The organism is Pseudolabrys sp. Root1462, from assembly GCF_001426945.1.
In the GTDB taxonomy this organism is placed as follows: Bacteria; Pseudomonadota; Alphaproteobacteria; order Rhizobiales; family Xanthobacteraceae; genus Pseudolabrys.
Map to the genome: position 1 here is coordinate 660,286 of NZ_LMFS01000003.1, position 16,099 is coordinate 676,384.

A 16,099-nucleotide genomic window follows, 5' to 3' on the forward strand; every position below is an offset into this window, starting at 1 on the left:
GATGAGATGCGCCGCTACCCGTGCGTGTAGTAGCGTCAATGCAACTCGATTCGCTTGCACAACCTGCCGCGAGTGCGAAATTGATTGCATCGATATTCGTGTTAATATTTTGTTATATGAACTACAGGTTGTAAAGCCGGGGTCGCTTGGGGGGTACGGGCGCCATGACGAACATTCCGACGGACTTGTTGCGTACGCTTGTGGCGGTCGTCGATCACCGCAGCTTCACCAAGGCGGCGATGTCGCTCGGCGTGACGCAGCCGGCGGTCAGCGCCCAGATCAAACGTCTGCAATATCTTCTCGGCGAGGATATCTTCGATCGCTCGGTGCAAGGCGTGAGCCTGACCTCGCATGGCGAGGTCGTGGTCAGTTATGCGCGCCGGCTTTTGTCGATCAACGACCAGATCGTCCGCCTTGGCGGCGACAGCGTCAGGCCGGATCTGGTGGTCCGGATCGGCACCTCGAGCGATTTCGTGGCGATGGTGCTGCCGGATGTTCTCAAGCGTTTCCGCACCGCCAGTCCGGCTTTGCGCTTTAGCGTCAGCAGTGCCGACAGCGACTCGATGATGCGTCAGCTGCGCAGCGGCGAGCTCGATCTCTTCATCGGTCTGACGCCGGTCGAGCCGAAAGATGCCCGCGACGGCTGGACGGCGCCTCTGGTCTGGGTTCGCGGTCCGCAATTCCGCCTCGGTCACGGCGAGCGCGTGCCGCTGATTTCCCACGGCGAGCCCGGCGTCCATCACAGGGTTGCCGTTTCCGCGTTGCGCGCCGCCGGTCTCGATTGGGAAGAGGTTTTTACCGCGCCGGTCGTCACCAGTCTGACCGGGGCCGTTGCCGCCGGCCTCGGTGTCATGCCGATCACGCGCCGCCGCGCCATCGAGGCGGGTCTGATCATCGCCGACGATCTGCCGTTGCCGCCGCTGCCCGAAGTCTACGCCGGGGTCTTCGTGCGCGAAGGCGGGCCGCGCGAGGTTTACGAGGCACTCGCCGACGACATTTCCGCCACCGTGCGGCGGCTGATCAAGGTGCCGCCGGGCCGGCGGGGCCTCGACCTGCTCGCCAGTTAGGACGCCGCGCCGCGCGGGGCCCGGGATTTCAGCCTTGGCCGAAGCCCGAACGCTGCGCCCAGCCCGTCATGCGTTTTTCCAGCATCGCCATCACCGCGTACATGGCGATGCCCTCGACTGCCAGCGCGACCAGCCCGGCGAAAATCAGCGGCACCTGGAATTGCGCCTGTGCCTGCAGCATCAGATTGCCGATGCCGTAATTCGACGCCACGCTTTCGGAAATCACCGAGCCGACGAAGGCCAGCGTGATCGCCACTTTCAGCGAGCCGAAAAAATAGGGCAGCGTGCGCGGGATTCCCACTTTACGCATGATGTCGAGCTTGGAGGCGCCCAGGGCCTTCAGCACGTCCTCGAGTTCGGGCTCGATGGTGGCGAGCCCCGTCGCGACATTGACGACGATCGGGAAGAACGAAATCAGAAACGCGGTCAGCACCGCGGGAATGAAACCGATGCCGAACCAAAGCACCAGGATCGGCACCAGCGCGACCTTGGGGATGGCGTTGAAGCCGATCATCAGCGGATACAAACCGGCATAGATGGCGCGTGACCAGCCGACGACGAGGCCGAGCAGCAGGCCGAAGCCGACCGCAAGCGCGAAGCCGATCAAGGTGGTTTCCAGCGTGATCCACGAGTTGCGCGCGATCGGCCCGGCGAATTCGACGAAGGCCTGCGCGATCAGGCTCGGCGGCGGCAGGAAGAAGGTCGGTATTTTGAAGATCCGCACCACCGCTTCCCAGAATACGAACAGGCCGATGGTGAACAGCCAGGGCGAAGCCTTGATGAGAAGATTGGTTCGGGTGAGCGTCATTGCCGCGCCTTGACGATATGAGCGCGCAATTCGTGGACGATGTCCTGGAATTCCTTGGTGAACGTCACCTCGAGATCGCGCGGTCGCGACAGTTCGACCCTGCGCTCGACGATGACGCGGCCAGGCCGCGACGACATCACGAAGATGCGGTCGGCCAGGAACACCGCCTCGCGCAGGTCGTGCGTCACCAGGACGACAGTGATTTTGCGCGACGCATGCAGGTCGCGGATCACGCACCACAGTTCTTCGCGCGTGAAGGCATCGAGCGCGCCGAACGGCTCATCGAGCATCAGGAGCTTCGGCTCGTGGATCAGCGCCCGGCACAGCGACGCGCGCTGCTGCATGCCGCCGGACAGCTCCCAGGGAAATTTGCCGCCCTGATCGCGCAGACCGACCGACCCGAGCAGGTTGTTGGCGCGCGCCGCGAACTCGCCTTTGCGGCGGCGCATTTCCCGGCGGTACGGCTCGACGATCTCCAGTGGCAACAGCAGATTGTCGAGCGTCGTGCGCCATGGCAGCAGAGTCGGCGCCTGAAAAGCCATGCCGGCGATCTTGACCGGGTGGCTGACGCGCTCGCCGGCGACGGTCACCGTGCCGGTTTGCGGGAACTGGAGACCGGTGGCGAGCTTCATCAGGGTGGACTTGCCGCAGCCGGACGGGCCGACCACGGCGGCGAACTCGCCCTCGGCGACATCGAGCGACAGCCCCTCGACCGCCAGCGCGGAGCCCGCGCCGGCATAAGCATGGCTGACGTTTTCCAGGGAAACGAAAGCGGACATTTGATCTACCATGTGCGCTGATTCCGATATCCGGCTGACCGGTTTCGGGATCATGCGCAACACGCCGTCAGAATTTGCGATCGGCGGCGGGCGGCAGATACGATGCGTCGAAGATGTCCTCCATCTTCGGCTTGTCGCTCTTCCACTTGTAGGTCAGGCCGATCTGTTCGATCGCCTTGGCGAAGCGCGTTGCATCGACGCCGCCATAGCCGTCCTTCTTGGTCTCGGCCGTCACGATATTGTCGTTCAGCGCCATCGTGAGACGTTCGAGCTCGGTCGGCTTCTTGGCGATGTCGTTGCGCTTGAGCACCGAGTCGACCGCCGTGGCCGGCGAAGTGATCGTGTCCTTCAGGCCCTTGAGGTAGGCCCGGATGAAGCCCTTCACCGCATCCGGATGCTCGGCGGCGAATTTCGGATTCACGATGATGGCGTTGCCGTACAGGTTGACGCCGTAATCGGCCATCAGCAGCACGGTGATGTCGTCAACCGCGACACCCTTTTCCTTGAGGTTGATGAAGGACGAGAACGAGAAGCCGGTAATGGCGTCGACCTGACCGGCGGCCAGCATCGGCTCGCGCACCGGGAAACCGACATTCTCGATCGTCACCTTGGAGGCGTCGATGCCGTTGGCCTCGACGAAGATCGGCCACTGCGCGTAGGCGCCGTCCGGCGCGGGCGCCCCAAGTTTCTTGCCTTCCAGATCTTTTGGCTTCACGACGCCGCGGCTCTTGCGGCCGATGATGGCGAAGGGCGGCTTGTTGTAGACCATGAACACCGCCTTGATCGGCGTGTTCGGGTTGGCGTCGCGGAACTTGATCAGCGAATTGATGTCGCCGAAGCCCATGTCATAGGTGCCGGAGGCGACGCGGGTGATCGGCTCGAGCGAGCCGGACGCGCTGTCGATAGTGACATTCAACTTTTCGGCTTTGTAGTAGCCCTTGTCGAGCGGCACCAGGAACGGCGCCGACGGCCCCTCAAACTTGAAGTCGAGACTGAACTTGATGCTGGTTTCCTGCGCGCGGGCGGTACCGGCTCCGGCCGCCACGACAGCGGCGACGGCCAGGGCGGCAGCCGAATTCCTCAGCATTTTAAACATCACCGGTTTCCCGGACCGTGCCAGCCGGGCGGCATCGATAGCGCGCATGGAAGAAATCCTTCTTGGTCGCGGCCGTTGCGCACCCGGCGATGCGGTATCGGCCCGAATTTGTTGCCGTCGGATAGAAAAGAACAAGCCGTTGCAAAGAGCAAGGCAAAGCCCGCGGGATTTTTGGCCTGCGACGAAATTGTCGCCCGCCTTTGCTGCCGCTGTCAGATCGGCAGCGCCGCGGAGTTCTTGACCTCTTCCATCACGGCGTAGGTGTGGCTCTCGCGGACGCCCGGTAACGCCAGCAGCACGTCGCCGAGGAAACGGCGATAGGCGTTCATGTCGGCGATGCGGATCTTGACCAGGTAATCGAATCCCCCGGCCACCATGTGGCACTCCAGAACTTCCGGGGCCCGCGCCACTGCCTTGGCGAAACGATCGAACACGTCAGGGGTGGTGCGGTCGAGCTTCACTTCGATGAAGACCAGCAAGCCGCGGTCGAGCTTCTCCGGGTTCAGCCGCGCCGAATAGCCGAGGATGAAACCGTCGCGGGTCAGCCGCCGCAGCCGCTCGGTGGTGGCCGTCGGCGACAGGCCGAGCTTTTCGGCCAGCGCCACGATGGCGATGCGGCCGTCGCGCTGCAGCTCGGCCAGCAGCCGGCGGTCGGTTTTGTCGATATCGGAAATCACTATTAAATCTCAATCTGTGGTGATTATCGCTACCTTGTAGCAAAAATAATAGATAGTATCACCATAGAAGCTGGCCTACGGATCGGAAAAATCAGGTCAGATCATGCCACCCATCAGCCCCTTCCGTGCCGACTACGCCCCCGCCGACGACGCCGTCGCGCGCCGCCTGCTCGCCGACGCCAACCGCGGCGCCGATGCCGACGCGCGGATCGACGCCCTGGCCGGGCGATTGATTGCGGCGATCCGCGGCCGCGCCGGTGGGCTCGGCGGCGTCGAGGACTTCCTCCACGCTTACGCGCTGTCGACCAAGGAAGGCCTGGCGCTGATGGTGCTGGCTGAAGCGCTGCTGCGTATTCCCGACGGTGCCACCGCGGATCGGCTGATCGAGGACAAGCTCAAGGGCGGCGATTGGGACCACCAGGACCGCAAGAATGGCACCTTCCTGGTGTCCGCCTCGGCCTGGGCGCTGGCGACGACCGCGCGGGTCATCGCACCCGGCGAAACTCCGGAGGGCATCGTCGATACTCTGGTGAAGCGGCTCGGCCTGCCGGCGGTGCGAACTGCCACGCGGCAGGCGATGAAATTGCTCGGCTCGCATTTCGTGCTGGGCCAGACCATCCAGGATGCGCTGGCCCGCGCCGGCGAAGCCCGCCAGTTTCTCTACTCCTTCGACATGCTCGGTGAGGGCGCGCGCACGGCGGCCGATGCCGAGCGCTATCTGCAGTCTTACGCCAAGGCGATCGACGCCATTGGCAACGCGGCCGGCAACGAGCCCCTGCCGCGCCGCCCCGGTATTTCGGTAAAGCTGTCGGCGCTGCATCCGCGCTATGAGGCGTTGTCGCGGGAGCGCGTGATGCGCGAGCTGCCGCCGCGCCTGCTCGAACTCGCGCGTCAGGCCAAAGGCCACGATCTCAATTTCACCGTCGACGCCGAGGAAGCGGACCGTCTTGAGTTGTCGCTCGATGTCATCGAAGCGACCTTGCGCGATTCCTCGCTCAGGGGTTGGGACGGCTTTGGGCTGGCAATCCAGGCCTACCAGAAGCGGGCGCCGGCGGTGATCGACTGGATCGCGGCGCTGGCCGAAACGCTCGACCGACGGCTGATGGTGCGGCTCGTCAAGGGCGCCTATTGGGACACCGAGGTCAAGCGTGCGCAGGAGCGCGGCCTCGCCGACTATCCGGTGTTCACGCGCAAGGCGATGACCGATCTGAGCTATGGCGAGTGCGCGCGCAAGCTGCTGGCACTGCGGCCGCGGATTTACCCGCAATTCGCTACGCACAATGCGCTGACCATCGCCAGCGTGCTCGAAGACGCCGGCGGTGGCGCCGGCGAATTGAGCGGTTTCGAATTCCAGCGGCTGCACGGCATGGGTGATGCGCTCTATGCCGCGCTGCTGGCCGAAAAGCCGCAACTGTCCTGCCGCGTCTACGCGCCGGTCGGCGGTTATGCCGATCTCCTGGCCTATCTGGTGCGCCGTCTCCTGGAGAACGGCGCCAATTCGTCATTCGTGTCGGTCGCCGCGGATCCGGACGTCCCTGTCGTCGAAATACTGAAGCGGCCGCAGGCCTGGATCGGCGATCCGTCGCGCGCCCGGCATTCGCATATTCCGCTGCCGCGCGACCTGTTCGCGCCTGAGCGGACGAATTCGTCCGGCGTGGAGTTCGGCAATGCCCAGGCGCTCGCCGCGCTACGCGAGGACGTTGTCCGGGCGCCAGCGCGCGTCGACGCGACGCCGCTGGTCAATGGCGGCAATGTTGCGGGTAAACGTCGCGACGTTCTCTCGCCGATCGACAGCAAGCCGATCGGCAGCGTCGAGGAATGCGACGAAGCCGCGGTCGGCTTGATCATGGCGGCCGCGACAGCCGGCTTTCCGGCATGGACTGCAACGCGCGTTGAAACGCGCGCTACAGTGCTCGACCGCACGGCCGATCTGATCGAGGCCAACCGCGGCCGGCTCATCGCGCTGTTGCAGAGTGAGGCCGGCAAGACCATTGATGATTGCCTTTCCGAAGTGCGCGAGGCGGCCGATTTCTGCCGCTACTACGCGGCACAGGCGTTGCGCGAACTCACGCCTCGGGCGTTACCGGGACCGACCGGCGAGAGCAATCAATTGCGCACGCGCGGCCGCGGTGTTTTTGTTTGCATCAGCCCCTGGAATTTCCCGCTGGCGATTTTCACCGGGCAGGTTGCCGCCGCGCTGGTCGCCGGCAATTCCGTGGTGGCCAAGCCCGCCGAGCAAACGCCGCTGATCGCGTTCGAGACCGTGAAGCTGATGCACCAGGCGGGCATTCCGACCAGTGCACTGCATCTGGCGCCCGGCGACGGCAAGGTCGGAGCGTCGCTGACAGCCCATTCCGCAGTCGCGGGCGTCGCCTTCACTGGGTCGACCGAGGTGGCGCGGCTTATCAATCGCGCGCTGGCCGCCAAGGATGGACCGATCGTACCGCTGATCGCCGAGACCGGCGGCATCAATGCCATGGTTGTCGATGCGACCGCCCTGCCGGAACAGGTCACCGACGACGTGGTGATGTCGGCTTTCCGTTCCGCGGGGCAGCGCTGCTCGGCGCTGCGGTTGTTATGCGTGCAGGAGGATGTCGCCGATCGCATGCTGGCGATGATCGAAGGCGCTGCCGCCGAACTCGAACTCGGCGATCCGCGCGACGTGGCAACTCACGTCGGGCCGGTGATCGACGCCGAGGCCAAGACGAAACTCGAGAATTGGATCGAGGCCCAGGACAAGAACGGCGCCCTGCGTTTCCGCGGCAAGGAAGGGCCTCAGCAAGGCACCTTCGTCGTGCCGGCCATTGTCGAGCTCAAGCGCGCTGGTGATCTCGCTGAAGAAGTGTTCGGTCCGGTACTGCACGTGGTTCGCTGGCGGGCGGGGGCGCTGAAGACCGTGCTCGGCGACATTGCCGGTAACGGCTATGGCCTGACCTTGGGCGTTCATTCGCGCATCGAGGCGACCATCGCCGAGGTAGCGGCATCGCTTTCGAACGGCAATGTCTACGTCAACCGCAACATGATCGGTGCCGTCGTCGGTTCGCAGCCGTTTGGCGGTAACGGATTGTCCGGTACCGGCCCGAAAGCCGGTGGGCCGAACTATCTCGCCCGATTTGCGTTGGAACAGGTGGTGACGGTCAATACCGCGGCGTCCGGAGGCAATGCGACGCTTCTGGCCGAGGGGGAATAAACCCTTTAATCCCCGCAGGATGCGATGTCGCGACACTGCGCCGCAGCATGATTCAAAGCGTCCTTTGAGCCAGCACAGGGTCCGCGATCCCCGCGCGTTTAATGATTATATCCTCTAACGGGAATGCAGGGAGTGACAAATATGAAGGCAAGAATTCCGATTGCCGCGACCGTGGCCGCCGTGATGGCGGTCAGTTCGCTGGGCATGAACACCGCGTTCGCGGCGCCGCCGCACGCGACACCGCCCACGATTCAGAATGATGCGCGGGTGGTTCAGGTTGCGTCGAAGAAGAAACATCGCAGGGTGCACCGAAACAACGCCGCGGGCGCCGCGGCCGTGATGGGCCTGTTTGGCGCGATTGCGGGTGTGGCGGCGCAGGATGCTTACCGCGACCGCTATTACGACGACGGCTATTATTATGGTGGACCGGGCCAAGTGTATCACTCGAGCCCGCGCTACTATCATAATCGGCAGAACTACGGGCGCCCCGGCTACTATCGCGGGAATGCGCCGTTCCCGGCGCCAGGCACAGTCAATCCCTACGGCAACAACGATCCGGGTAACCGCTGACCACGTCCGCTGCTGCCAGCCTTGGGATAACGATGGCGGCGGTCTCGGAGGGCAGGGGGGATCTGCTCGGCCGCTAACCAGCGGGCGAACATTCTGACGTCGAACAAAAGGGCCAGGCCGCTTACTGCGGTCTGGCCCTGTTCGTGTCGCCCGGCAGCCTTGGCCGGCGACCTTCGCTCCGCCCGGTCCAGCAGCCGAAGCTCAAAAGGTCTGAAGCCTTGCTTTATTTAATATCTGTTGGGAATCGATCGGTTATGGTGCGGTATGGCTGATTCGATTTCCCGGCTTCATAACGCTGTCTTGGCCGCGAGGACCGCTGACCCGGCGAAATCGCGCACTGCCCGGTTGTTGCAGGCCGGTGGCGCCAAAATGGCCAAGAAACTGGCCGAAGAGGCGGTCGAGGTCGTAATCGACGCCATGCACGGCCAGCCTGAGGCGGTCGTCCGCGAGAGCGCGGATCTGCTGTACAACCTGGTCGTCCTGTGGGTGCATGCCGGGGTTACCCCGGACCAGGTCTGGGCCGAAATGCGCCGGCGTGAGCAGCTCTTCGGCATTGCCGAGAAATTGCCAAAAGACCTTGTCAAACCGCTGTCGCGGCCGAAATCGGCGTCCAAGGTCGTCCCGCTGCGGCCGGTCCGGGCTCGCAAGCGCCGGTAAATCCAGGCAAAGTGGCCGCCCGTCGTCCCGCCGTCACATTTCCCCGCCATGGGTACTACATGACCGTTGAGGCTGCCCCATCCCGCAATTTGCTGCGCCGTCTCTATGATTGGTGCATCGACGCCGCCCACAAGCCGCATGCCATGTGGACGATGGCCGGCATTGCCTTTGCCGAGAGCTCGTTTTTCCCGATCCCGCCCGATGTCATGCTGATTCCGATGTCGTTGGCGTACCCGAAGCGGGCCTACTGGTTCGCGGCTGTGGCGACCGTGGCCTCCGTTTTGGGAGGCCTTCTCGGCTATGCCATCGGTCACTTGCTCTACGATTCAGTCGGCATCTGGCTGGTCCACCTCTATCACCTCGAAGGCAAGGTCGAGACGTTCCGCCAAGGCTACGCCGATTGGGGCGCCGCCATTATCCTGATCAAGGGCCTGACGCCCATCCCTTACAAGGTGGTGACGATCACCGCGGGCTTTGCCAGCTACAACATCTTTCTGTTCGTCATTTTCTCAATCATCGCGCGGGCGATGCGTTTCTTCGTGGTGGCGTTCCTCCTTCACCGCTACGGCGACCAGGCCCGGGTCATCATCGAAAAGCGGCTTGGTCTATGGACCACGCTTGGTGCCGCGGTGGTCGTGGCCGGTTTGGTCGCGGCGGTATACTTGATCTGACGGATTCCGGTTCCTCATTTCCGCCATTGGCCTATCATAGGGGATCGCGCATTCGCGCGAATTTGGTTTCCGGTAGAGCCTGACGGGGCGCGACCAAGATGTTTTGGGGCGCAAGTAGCATCACCAGATCTAAAGTCACGCGAGCCGTGACGGCTGCCGCATGCGCTGTCGCGTGGTCAGTGACCAGCGGGCAGGCGCAGCAATTGCAAATGCAGGAGCCGCAACAACCGCCGCAGCAACAGCGCGAGCAGCGAGTCCAGCAACCGACGCAAAGCCAGCACAACGAGCCAGGAGTGCTCGAGAGCCTCGGCCGCTGGCTCGACCGCCAGAGCGACAGCCTCACTTCGTCGTTCAAGGACGCTGGCAAGGGCGTCGAGAATTTTGGCCGTGAAGCCGGCGTCGCCGCGCAGACCACCGTGGAGGGCGCCAAGGATGCGGCGGGCTCGGTGGTGCGTATCCCGGCCGCAAGGGTGGTCACCGGTCATGAAGTCTGCAAGGTGGCGCCGAACGGCGCGCCGGACTGCGTCGCCGCCGCGACCGCGATGTGCAAGGCGCGGGGCTTCGAGGGCGGCAAGAGTGCCGACATGACGACCGCGGATGTCTGCCCGGCGAAGGTCTATCTGTCCGGCCGCAATTCCGGCCCGGAATGCCGCACCGAGACGTTCGTATCCCGCGCTCTCTGTCAGTAGGCGCGGTCATCCTTGATCGGCGCGATGCGCCGGCCTGTCGCCCGCCACAAAGAAAAAGGGCGGCGCCGCGCGCCGCCCTTGGTCACAGGTCAACTAATGATCAACGCCAGCTGCAACGGCGATGCGTCCGCCACACAACATAACCACCCGGCGTACGCACGCGCACCCGCTCGTTCCAGCAGTGGCGATAGCGCGCGTGATGGCGGTAACCACGGTGCCGGTTGTATCGGTAATGCCGGCGATTATAGCCGTGACGATAATATTGCACGTCCTGCGTCGCCGTCGGCGCCGCCGAATTGAGGCCTGGATTGGCCATACGCGCTTCCGCTGCACCAGGCACCGCGAGAGCAAACGCGGCGGCTACCACGGCAGCGACGATCGCTGTTCTAATCATGCACTTAACTCCTATGTCGCTATTCGTCCGGATACTAAAGACGTAGCGACACGGATGGTTCCGCGCGCGCGGGCAGTACGCGCTCGAATAATGCGATGTTTGCGTTTTGTCCGCAGTGGCCGGGCCGCTTCGGCATCACGCCACACATCATTCGGTCTCGATGATGCCGTCGATGGTGTAGTGAAGCCGGGCTTCCTCGATGGTCAGCACCATGCGCGCCTTGAGCGCCTCGTTGCCCTTGATGCGGCCGTCGGCGACGGCGGCGCGCACCGCCTTCTCGATCTCGCGCTGGGAAGTGACACCGACTGTCTTGAGAAACTTGCGCAGCGATGCGTTCAACACCTCTTCATTCATGGCTTGCTCCTGGTCGCCGTGGCTCCGGCAATCGTGAATGGCTTCACCCGCCGATGGTGCGCCAGCCGCCCCGAAAGCGCCATATCGCTCGATCAGGAACCTTGCCGGCGTTGCGGAACTGCCCGTTGACCGGGGGGCCGACCTCGCTATTATCCCGGCCGCGAAGCGCAGGCGGCGGGCTCTCGAGCTCAGCCCTGCGCGGTGAGAGATGCCCCTGTGGCGGAATTGGTAGACGCGCCTGACTCAAAATCAGGTACCGCAAGGTGTGCTGGTTCGAGTCCGGCCAGGGGCACCACCTTTGAGCGATCCAGCCGACAATCCGGCCTGACGGCGGTTAAAGGACGCGTCTGATGACCGATGTTCTTGCACTGGCGCGCAAAGATGCCGTCGCCACCGCCGCAGCGGTGATCGCACTGATCGGCCTCGCCACCATCGGCGGCTTCTTCTTTTTCCAGTACGTGCTCGGCTATCCGCCGTGTCCGCTCTGTCTCGACCAGCGCCTGGCGTTCTATATCAGCGTGCCGCTGGCGGCGCTGCTGTGGCTGGGCGCCGGTCACGGCGCCTCACGCAAGGTGCTGTTTCTCGGCTTCCTGGTAATCGCCATTGCCATGCTGTGGAACACTGGCCTGTCGGCCTTCCACGCCGGCGTTGAGTGGAAGTTCTGGGCGGGACCGACCGACTGCTCGGGGCCGATCAACGGACTCGGCCAGGCCAGCAACATGCTCAACCGCCTGCAAGACATCCGCATCGTCCGTTGCGATGAGGCGGCATGGCGGCTGTTCGGAATCTCGCTCGCCGGTTATGACGTGCTGGTGTCGGCTTTCCTCGCCGTCACCGCCGCCATCGGCGCCAAAGCGGCCTGGGCGCGCGCAGACGCCGAGTAATCGCACCGGTACCGGCGGCGTCTTCAGCATTGCTGTTCTGAAAAGACAACGACCACGAAGGAGAGGTGCGCGTACATCCGGCGTCACCCGCTTTTCGTGGCCGTCAATCCGCACGAGTTGCCGATTGGCAACTACGCGGCGCGTTGGAATGCACTTGCGTGCGCTCGACAACGCGACTGAAACGTATATGGCTATGCAGGGGTTCCGTCGCAAGACCGTTACAAGCGAAACATTCGACCGCGAAAAGGAACAGTCATGACCATCGATGCCACGGTGTCGCGTAGCACCTACACCGGCACAGCCAAGGCGCTGCATTGGCTGATCGTTGCGCTGCTGATCGTCCAGTTCATCATTGCCTGGACCATGCCGGAAATCCGCCGCGATACGCCAGTGACGACGCTGATCGGCCTGCATTTCAGCTTCGGCGTCAGCATTCTCGCTGTGGCCGTCATCCGGCTGCTGCTCCGCGTCGTCCGCGGCGTGCCGGTCCCGGAAGCCGGCATCCCGGGGTGGCAGGAAACCTCGTCGCAGATCGTGCACTGGCTGCTCTACGCGCTGCTGCTGATCGTGCCGCTGCTCGGCTGGATCAATGCCGATTTCCGCGGCATGCCGGTCGGCCTGTTCGGCTTCGAGATGCCGCATCTGATCGCGGCGCGGGCGCCGGGCTGGCAATGGACCGGCGACGTTCACGGGCTGCTGGCCAACTACGCCATGCTGGCGTTGGTCGGCATCCACGTCGCCGCTGCGCTGTATCACCACTTCGTCATGGGCGACGGCGTGCTGCGACGGATGTTACCGGGTCGGTGACGCACAAAAAAGGGCGGCCATCTGGCCGCCCTTTTCGTTTCCATCAGCGGCACTTCGTCGTCGCCGTATTACTCGAGTTCTTCGATGACGCGGCGGCTGCCCGGATCGACCAGATAGACGTCGCTGCCGCTGCGGACATAGCGATATTCGCGAACGGTCGGCACTTCACGATAGACGTCTTCCGGGAAGGCCTCGATCACGACAGAAGCCGGAACCTCCTCACCGACGACGATCGTCTGGTGGCGCGGCGCCGACCCCGTGGTGGTCGTCGTCGTGGTGGTCCGGCGCGCCGTCGCGTGCTGGCGGATATAGCTGCGCTGCTTCTCCGAAAGCTTGACGCGGCGCTCATGCGTGGTGCTTACGCTGGCCCGCGATGAGCCGCCGCGCTCGATCACGTCGACGATCTTGTGCGTCTCCGGCTGCACGATAATCACCTGATCGCGCACGACAAAGTAATCGTAGCCGCGGTACTGCGGCACGATCTCGACGATCGTTGTTGGCACCGGATGCAGATCGATGGTCCGCGGCACGGCGGTGCCGACCGAAATCGAGAAGTTGACCTGTGTCACCGGCTTGGCGTCGAGCCGAGTGATGGCCTGGTTCAGGCGGGTCTTCTGCTCGGTCTGCAGCGAGGCGGAAATACGCGTGGCCGACTCGGTCTTCGTATTGGTTGCGGCAGCGCGGTTGGTGTCGTTGGTCTTCGAATCCGTCGTGGCCTGGTTCTGATCGGTGGTGCTGCGCTGCGCCGCCGCCGGCTGCTTGGTATCGGTCCGGTCCACGGTGTTGGATTTGGTGCTCGTCGACTCGGTCGACTGCGCACTGCGGCTCGAAATCGAACTCTTGTCGTCCTGCTTCGCGGCATTGGTCTTGTCGTTCGATTTGTCACTCGCCGCCGTGCTGGCCTTGTCGCCGGCCTTGTCGGTCGGCGTGGACTGGGCGGCATTGCTGCGCGACGGCGAGGTGCTGTCCTGCGCGGTGGCCGGCTTGCCGGCATCGGATTTCGTGTCGCTGGCAGCCCTGGTGCCCGCTGACTTGGCGTCGGCGGTTCCCGCCTTCACGCGATCTGAATCGCGCGCATCGCGGCGAGTCTTGTCTTTAATCGCGGAACCGCGTTCGCTGTGGTTCTGAGACGCAGCGGGTTGATCCGCTTTGGTGTCGCTGGCTGTCTGAGCGTTGGCGCCAGCCGCGATCATAAGGGTCAGCGCTGCCGTCGTAACGAGAAGCTTGCTTTTCATAAGTTCCTCCTGGGTGTGACCGTCCAGGATAACAAACGACATTTGATCGAAAAGCGTTCCTGCTGCGAGCACGAGTTTCTGATGAACGCATGTTCATGCAAACTCGGCGGCCTCACCGGTTTGAAATTGTTTCATTCGAATCGGAGCGCCTCGATTGGATCGAGACGCGCGGCCTTGCGTGCCGGATAGTATCCGAAGAAAATTCCGACCGCCGCCGAGAATAGGAAGCCGATGGCGATCGCGGCGCCGGAGATTGGCGTCGGCCAGCCGGTCAACAGGCCGACCCCAAGTGATGCGGCGACGCCGGTCACGATTCCGGCGATGCCGCCGGTGACACTGAGCAGAATCGCTTCCGCGAGAAACTGCAAAAGCACATACAGCCGCCGCGCGCCGATCGCCATGCGCAAGCCGATCTCGCGCGTGCGTTCCGTCACCGAGACGAGCAGGATGTTCATGATGCCGATGCCGCCGACCACGAGCGATATCGAGGCGACGGCGGCAAGCAGCAACGCCATGATGCGACTCGAGCTCTCTGCCGTTTCGGCGATCTGGCTCAAGTTGCGCACTGAAAAGTCCTCCTCGTCGCCGGGTTTGACGCGGTGGCGACGCTTGAGGACGTCGGTGACCTGTTGAACGGCGATCTGTACGTCGGATGAACTGCCGGCTTGCACGAAGATCTGGTTGACATAGCCAGCCAGATGCGGCGTGAGACCGTAGGGATTGGGAGGCGCCGGATAGATCCAGTTGAGTGGCGTCTGGGTCTGCGTCGGCGCGGCTACTCCGAGCACTTTGCGCTCCGCCGTGGCGAACGGCATCATCACCAGATCGTCCTGATCCTGGCCGAACGGCGTTTGTCCCTTCGACGCCAGGATGCCGATGACCCGCATGGGCGTCGTCTTCACCTGGATCAGCGCGCCGATCGGATTCACGGCTTCGCCGAACAACTGCTTGACGACAGTCTGTCCGATGACAACGACGAGGGCGGCGGCGCTGTCATCATCGTCGGTGATTTCGCGGCCTTCGGCAACGCGCCAGTTGGTCATCGGCGGGTAGTTGGCGCTGACGCCCTGGATCGACGTCGCCCAGTTCTGGTTGCCGGACTGAACCTGGCCGGACTGGCGGATGATGTAGCTCACCTCGCTCACCGCTGTCGCCTCGCGCTTTATCGAGTGCGCATCTGCGGTGGTCAGCGTGGAGGCGCTGCCGAAGCCGCCGCGCATGCCACCGGCGGTGCGGGCGCCCGGCAACACGACGACGAGGTTGGTGCCCAGGCTCTCGATCTGCTTGCGGACGGCCTCGTTGGCGCCCTGGCCGACGGCGACCATGGCGATCAACGCCGCAACTCCGATGAACACACCGAGCATCGTGAGCGCGGAGCGCATCATGTTGCGGTGAATCGCCTGAAGCGCGGCGGCGACAATCATGCGCGCAAAGGCCCAGGCCGCGGTAGGATGCTGTACGGCGACCGCGCGCGCCGGGACCGCCTTCGACGCGGGGCGCGTGTCGCCGGGTTTAGGGTTGCGTACATCGGACAGGATGCTGCCGTCACGCATGGTGATGACGCGGTCGGCATAGGCGGCGATATCGGCCTCATGGGTGACGACGATGATGGTGACGCCCTGCTTGCGGTTGAGGGTCGTCAGCGTCTCCATGATCTCGTGCGAGGTGCGGGTGTCGAGGTTGCCGGTCGGCTCGTCGGCCAGTAGAAGGCCCGGCTCGTTGATCAGGGCGCGGGCGATGGCAACGCGCTGCTGCTGGCCGCCGGAGAGTTGCCCCGGCGTGTTGCGCTCCCGCTCGGCAAGACCAAGCAGCGACAGCATGGCCCGCGCTCGCGTGTTGCGGGGCGCAAGCCCGGCGGGTCCGGCCGCGGCGTAGAATAAGGGCAGTGCCACATTCTCAAGCGCGCTGGTGCGGGCGAGCAGGTTGAAGCTCTGGAACACGAAGCCCAGCCTCTCGCCGCGAAGCCGCGCGCGTTCCGGTTCGCTCAGGGTAGCGACATCCAGATCTTCAAAGAAATAATGGCCGCTGGTCGGCCGGTCGAGGCAGCCGATGACATTCATCAGCGTCGATTTGCCGGAGCCCGAGGCGCCCATGATGGCGACGAATTCACCGGCATCGATCTCGAGGCTGACGTCGCGCAGGGCGTGGACATCGACATCGCCCACCCGATAGGTGCGCGAGACGTGGTCGAGGCGGATGATCGGCGCGGCCACCGGCCCCT

The 16,099-nt window shown here is 64.0% G+C and carries 16 protein-coding genes and 1 tRNA gene; 9 read left to right on the top strand and 8 right to left on the bottom strand.

Going from position 1 to position 16,099, the window contains the following annotated elements; translation table 11 throughout:
- Window positions 1–164: 164 nt before the first annotated feature.
- Window positions 165–1,067, top strand: a complete 903-nt coding sequence (locus ASD45_RS19870) for a LysR substrate-binding domain-containing protein (RefSeq protein ID WP_056913390.1) — start codon at window positions 165–167, stop codon at window positions 1,065–1,067.
- A 28-nt stretch (window positions 1,068–1,095) separates the two neighbouring features.
- Here ASD45_RS19870 and ASD45_RS19875 read toward each other — a convergent pair whose 3' ends face one another.
- The 4 genes from ASD45_RS19875 to ASD45_RS19890 all read right to left on the bottom strand — a co-directional run bounded on the left by ASD45_RS19875 (window position 1,096) and on the right by ASD45_RS19890 (window position 4,424).
- Window positions 1,096–1,875, bottom strand: coding sequence for an ABC transporter permease (locus ASD45_RS19875; RefSeq protein ID WP_056913391.1), 780 nt, complete (start codon window positions 1,873–1,875; stop codon window positions 1,096–1,098).
- Window positions 1,872–2,654, bottom strand: coding sequence for an ABC transporter ATP-binding protein (locus tag ASD45_RS19880; RefSeq protein WP_056913392.1), 783 nt, complete (start codon window positions 2,652–2,654; stop codon window positions 1,872–1,874). The genes ASD45_RS19875 and ASD45_RS19880 overlap by 4 nt, the downstream gene beginning before the upstream one ends.
- Before the next feature lie 67 nt (window positions 2,655–2,721).
- The gene (locus tag ASD45_RS19885; protein ID WP_056913624.1) at window positions 2,722–3,750 is read right to left on the bottom strand and encodes an ABC transporter substrate-binding protein; all 1,029 of its coding nucleotides are present in this window, start codon (window positions 3,748–3,750) and stop codon (window positions 2,722–2,724) included.
- 212 nt (window positions 3,751–3,962) lie between these two features.
- A complete protein-coding gene (locus ASD45_RS19890; RefSeq protein WP_056913625.1) occupies window positions 3,963–4,424 on the bottom strand; it encodes an Lrp/AsnC ligand binding domain-containing protein in 462 nt (153 codons plus the stop codon).
- 106 nt (window positions 4,425–4,530) lie between these two features.
- Here ASD45_RS19890 and putA point away from each other — a divergent pair, with 106 nt between their 5' ends.
- The 5 genes from putA (at window position 4,531) to ASD45_RS19915 (ending at window position 10,204) form a co-directional block, all read left to right on the top strand.
- Complete coding sequence (gene putA, locus ASD45_RS19895; RefSeq protein WP_056913393.1) at window positions 4,531–7,617, top strand: bifunctional proline dehydrogenase/L-glutamate gamma-semialdehyde dehydrogenase PutA; 3,087 nt, start codon at window positions 4,531–4,533, stop codon at window positions 7,615–7,617.
- Between the two features lie 141 nt (window positions 7,618–7,758).
- Window positions 7,759–8,187 carry a hypothetical protein gene (locus tag ASD45_RS19900; protein ID WP_056913394.1) on the top strand — a complete coding sequence of 143 codons (429 nt, stop codon included), beginning with the start codon at window positions 7,759–7,761 and terminating at the stop codon, window positions 8,185–8,187.
- 264 nt (window positions 8,188–8,451) lie between these two features.
- A complete protein-coding gene (hisE, locus tag ASD45_RS19905) occupies window positions 8,452–8,844 on the top strand; it encodes a phosphoribosyl-ATP diphosphatase (RefSeq protein WP_056913395.1) in 393 nt (130 codons plus the stop codon).
- Window positions 8,845–8,903: 59 nt separating this feature from the next.
- A complete protein-coding gene (locus ASD45_RS19910; protein WP_056913396.1) occupies window positions 8,904–9,515 on the top strand; it encodes a YqaA family protein in 612 nt (203 codons plus the stop codon).
- Window positions 9,516–9,694: 179 nt separating this feature from the next.
- Window positions 9,695–10,204 carry a hypothetical protein gene (locus tag ASD45_RS19915; RefSeq protein ID WP_162249469.1) on the top strand — a complete coding sequence of 170 codons (510 nt, stop codon included), beginning with the start codon at window positions 9,695–9,697 and terminating at the stop codon, window positions 10,202–10,204.
- Between the two features lie 100 nt (window positions 10,205–10,304).
- On the opposite strand, the gene ASD45_RS23625 is transcribed toward ASD45_RS19915, so the two are convergent.
- Both ASD45_RS23625 and ASD45_RS19920 read right to left on the bottom strand, forming a co-directional pair.
- Window positions 10,305–10,598, bottom strand: a complete 294-nt coding sequence (locus ASD45_RS23625) for a hypothetical protein (RefSeq protein ID WP_156380990.1) — start codon at window positions 10,596–10,598, stop codon at window positions 10,305–10,307.
- Window positions 10,599–10,745: 147 nt separating this feature from the next.
- Entirely contained in the window at window positions 10,746–10,952 is a 207-nt protein-coding gene (locus ASD45_RS19920; protein ID WP_056913398.1) for a DUF6494 family protein, read from the bottom strand.
- Between the two features lie 210 nt (window positions 10,953–11,162).
- On the opposite strand from ASD45_RS19920, the gene ASD45_RS19925 reads away from it, so the two are divergent.
- The 3 genes from ASD45_RS19925 (at window position 11,163) to ASD45_RS19935 (ending at window position 12,643) form a co-directional block, all read left to right on the top strand.
- A tRNA-Leu gene (locus ASD45_RS19925) sits at window positions 11,163–11,247 on the top strand.
- A gap of 55 nt (window positions 11,248–11,302) precedes the next feature.
- Complete coding sequence (locus ASD45_RS19930) at window positions 11,303–11,836, top strand: disulfide bond formation protein B (RefSeq protein WP_056913399.1); 534 nt, start codon at window positions 11,303–11,305, stop codon at window positions 11,834–11,836.
- Window positions 11,837–12,091: 255 nt separating this feature from the next.
- Window positions 12,092–12,643 carry a cytochrome b gene (locus ASD45_RS19935; RefSeq protein ID WP_056913400.1) on the top strand — a complete coding sequence of 184 codons (552 nt, stop codon included), beginning with the start codon at window positions 12,092–12,094 and terminating at the stop codon, window positions 12,641–12,643.
- Between the two features lie 68 nt (window positions 12,644–12,711).
- Here the strand turns inward: ASD45_RS19935 and ASD45_RS19940 are convergent, their stop codons facing one another.
- Together ASD45_RS19940 and ASD45_RS19945 are read right to left on the bottom strand one after the other, a co-directional pair.
- Window positions 12,712–13,878 (bottom strand): DUF1236 domain-containing protein, encoded by a 1,167-nt coding sequence (locus tag ASD45_RS19940; protein WP_162249470.1) that lies wholly within the window; start codon window positions 13,876–13,878, stop codon window positions 12,712–12,714.
- 131 nt (window positions 13,879–14,009) lie between these two features.
- Window positions 14,010–16,091 carry an ABC transporter permease gene (locus ASD45_RS19945; protein WP_056913402.1) on the bottom strand — a complete coding sequence of 694 codons (2,082 nt, stop codon included), beginning with the start codon at window positions 16,089–16,091 and terminating at the stop codon, window positions 14,010–14,012.
- Between the last annotated feature and the right edge of the window lie 8 nt (window positions 16,092–16,099).

Excerpts from the sequence above, each read along its gene's own strand:
- ASD45_RS19870 (WP_056913390.1), top strand. The coding sequence starts at position 165 with ATGACGAACATTCCGACGGACTTGTTGCGTACGCTTGTGGCGGTCGTC.
- ASD45_RS19875 (WP_056913391.1), bottom strand. The coding sequence starts at position 1,875 with ATGACGCTCACCCGAACCAATCTTCTCATCAAGGCTTCGCCCTGGCTG.
- ASD45_RS19880 (WP_056913392.1), bottom strand. The coding sequence starts at position 2,654 with ATGTCCGCTTTCGTTTCCCTGGAAAACGTCAGCCATGCTTATGCCGGC.
- ASD45_RS19885 (WP_056913624.1), bottom strand. The coding sequence starts at position 3,750 with ATGTTTAAAATGCTGAGGAATTCGGCTGCCGCCCTGGCCGTCGCCGCT.
- putA (WP_056913393.1), top strand. The coding sequence starts at position 4,531 with ATGCCACCCATCAGCCCCTTCCGTGCCGACTACGCCCCCGCCGACGAC.
- ASD45_RS19900 (WP_056913394.1), top strand. The coding sequence starts at position 7,759 with ATGAAGGCAAGAATTCCGATTGCCGCGACCGTGGCCGCCGTGATGGCG.
- hisE (WP_056913395.1), top strand. The coding sequence starts at position 8,452 with ATGGCTGATTCGATTTCCCGGCTTCATAACGCTGTCTTGGCCGCGAGG.
- ASD45_RS19910 (WP_056913396.1), top strand. The coding sequence starts at position 8,904 with ATGACCGTTGAGGCTGCCCCATCCCGCAATTTGCTGCGCCGTCTCTAT.
- ASD45_RS23625 (WP_156380990.1), bottom strand. The coding sequence starts at position 10,598 with ATGATTAGAACAGCGATCGTCGCTGCCGTGGTAGCCGCCGCGTTTGCT.
- ASD45_RS19920 (WP_056913398.1), bottom strand. The coding sequence starts at position 10,952 with ATGAATGAAGAGGTGTTGAACGCATCGCTGCGCAAGTTTCTCAAGACA.
- ASD45_RS19930 (WP_056913399.1), top strand. The coding sequence starts at position 11,303 with ATGACCGATGTTCTTGCACTGGCGCGCAAAGATGCCGTCGCCACCGCC.
- ASD45_RS19935 (WP_056913400.1), top strand. The coding sequence starts at position 12,092 with ATGACCATCGATGCCACGGTGTCGCGTAGCACCTACACCGGCACAGCC.
- ASD45_RS19940 (WP_162249470.1), bottom strand. The coding sequence starts at position 13,878 with ATGAAAAGCAAGCTTCTCGTTACGACGGCAGCGCTGACCCTTATGATC.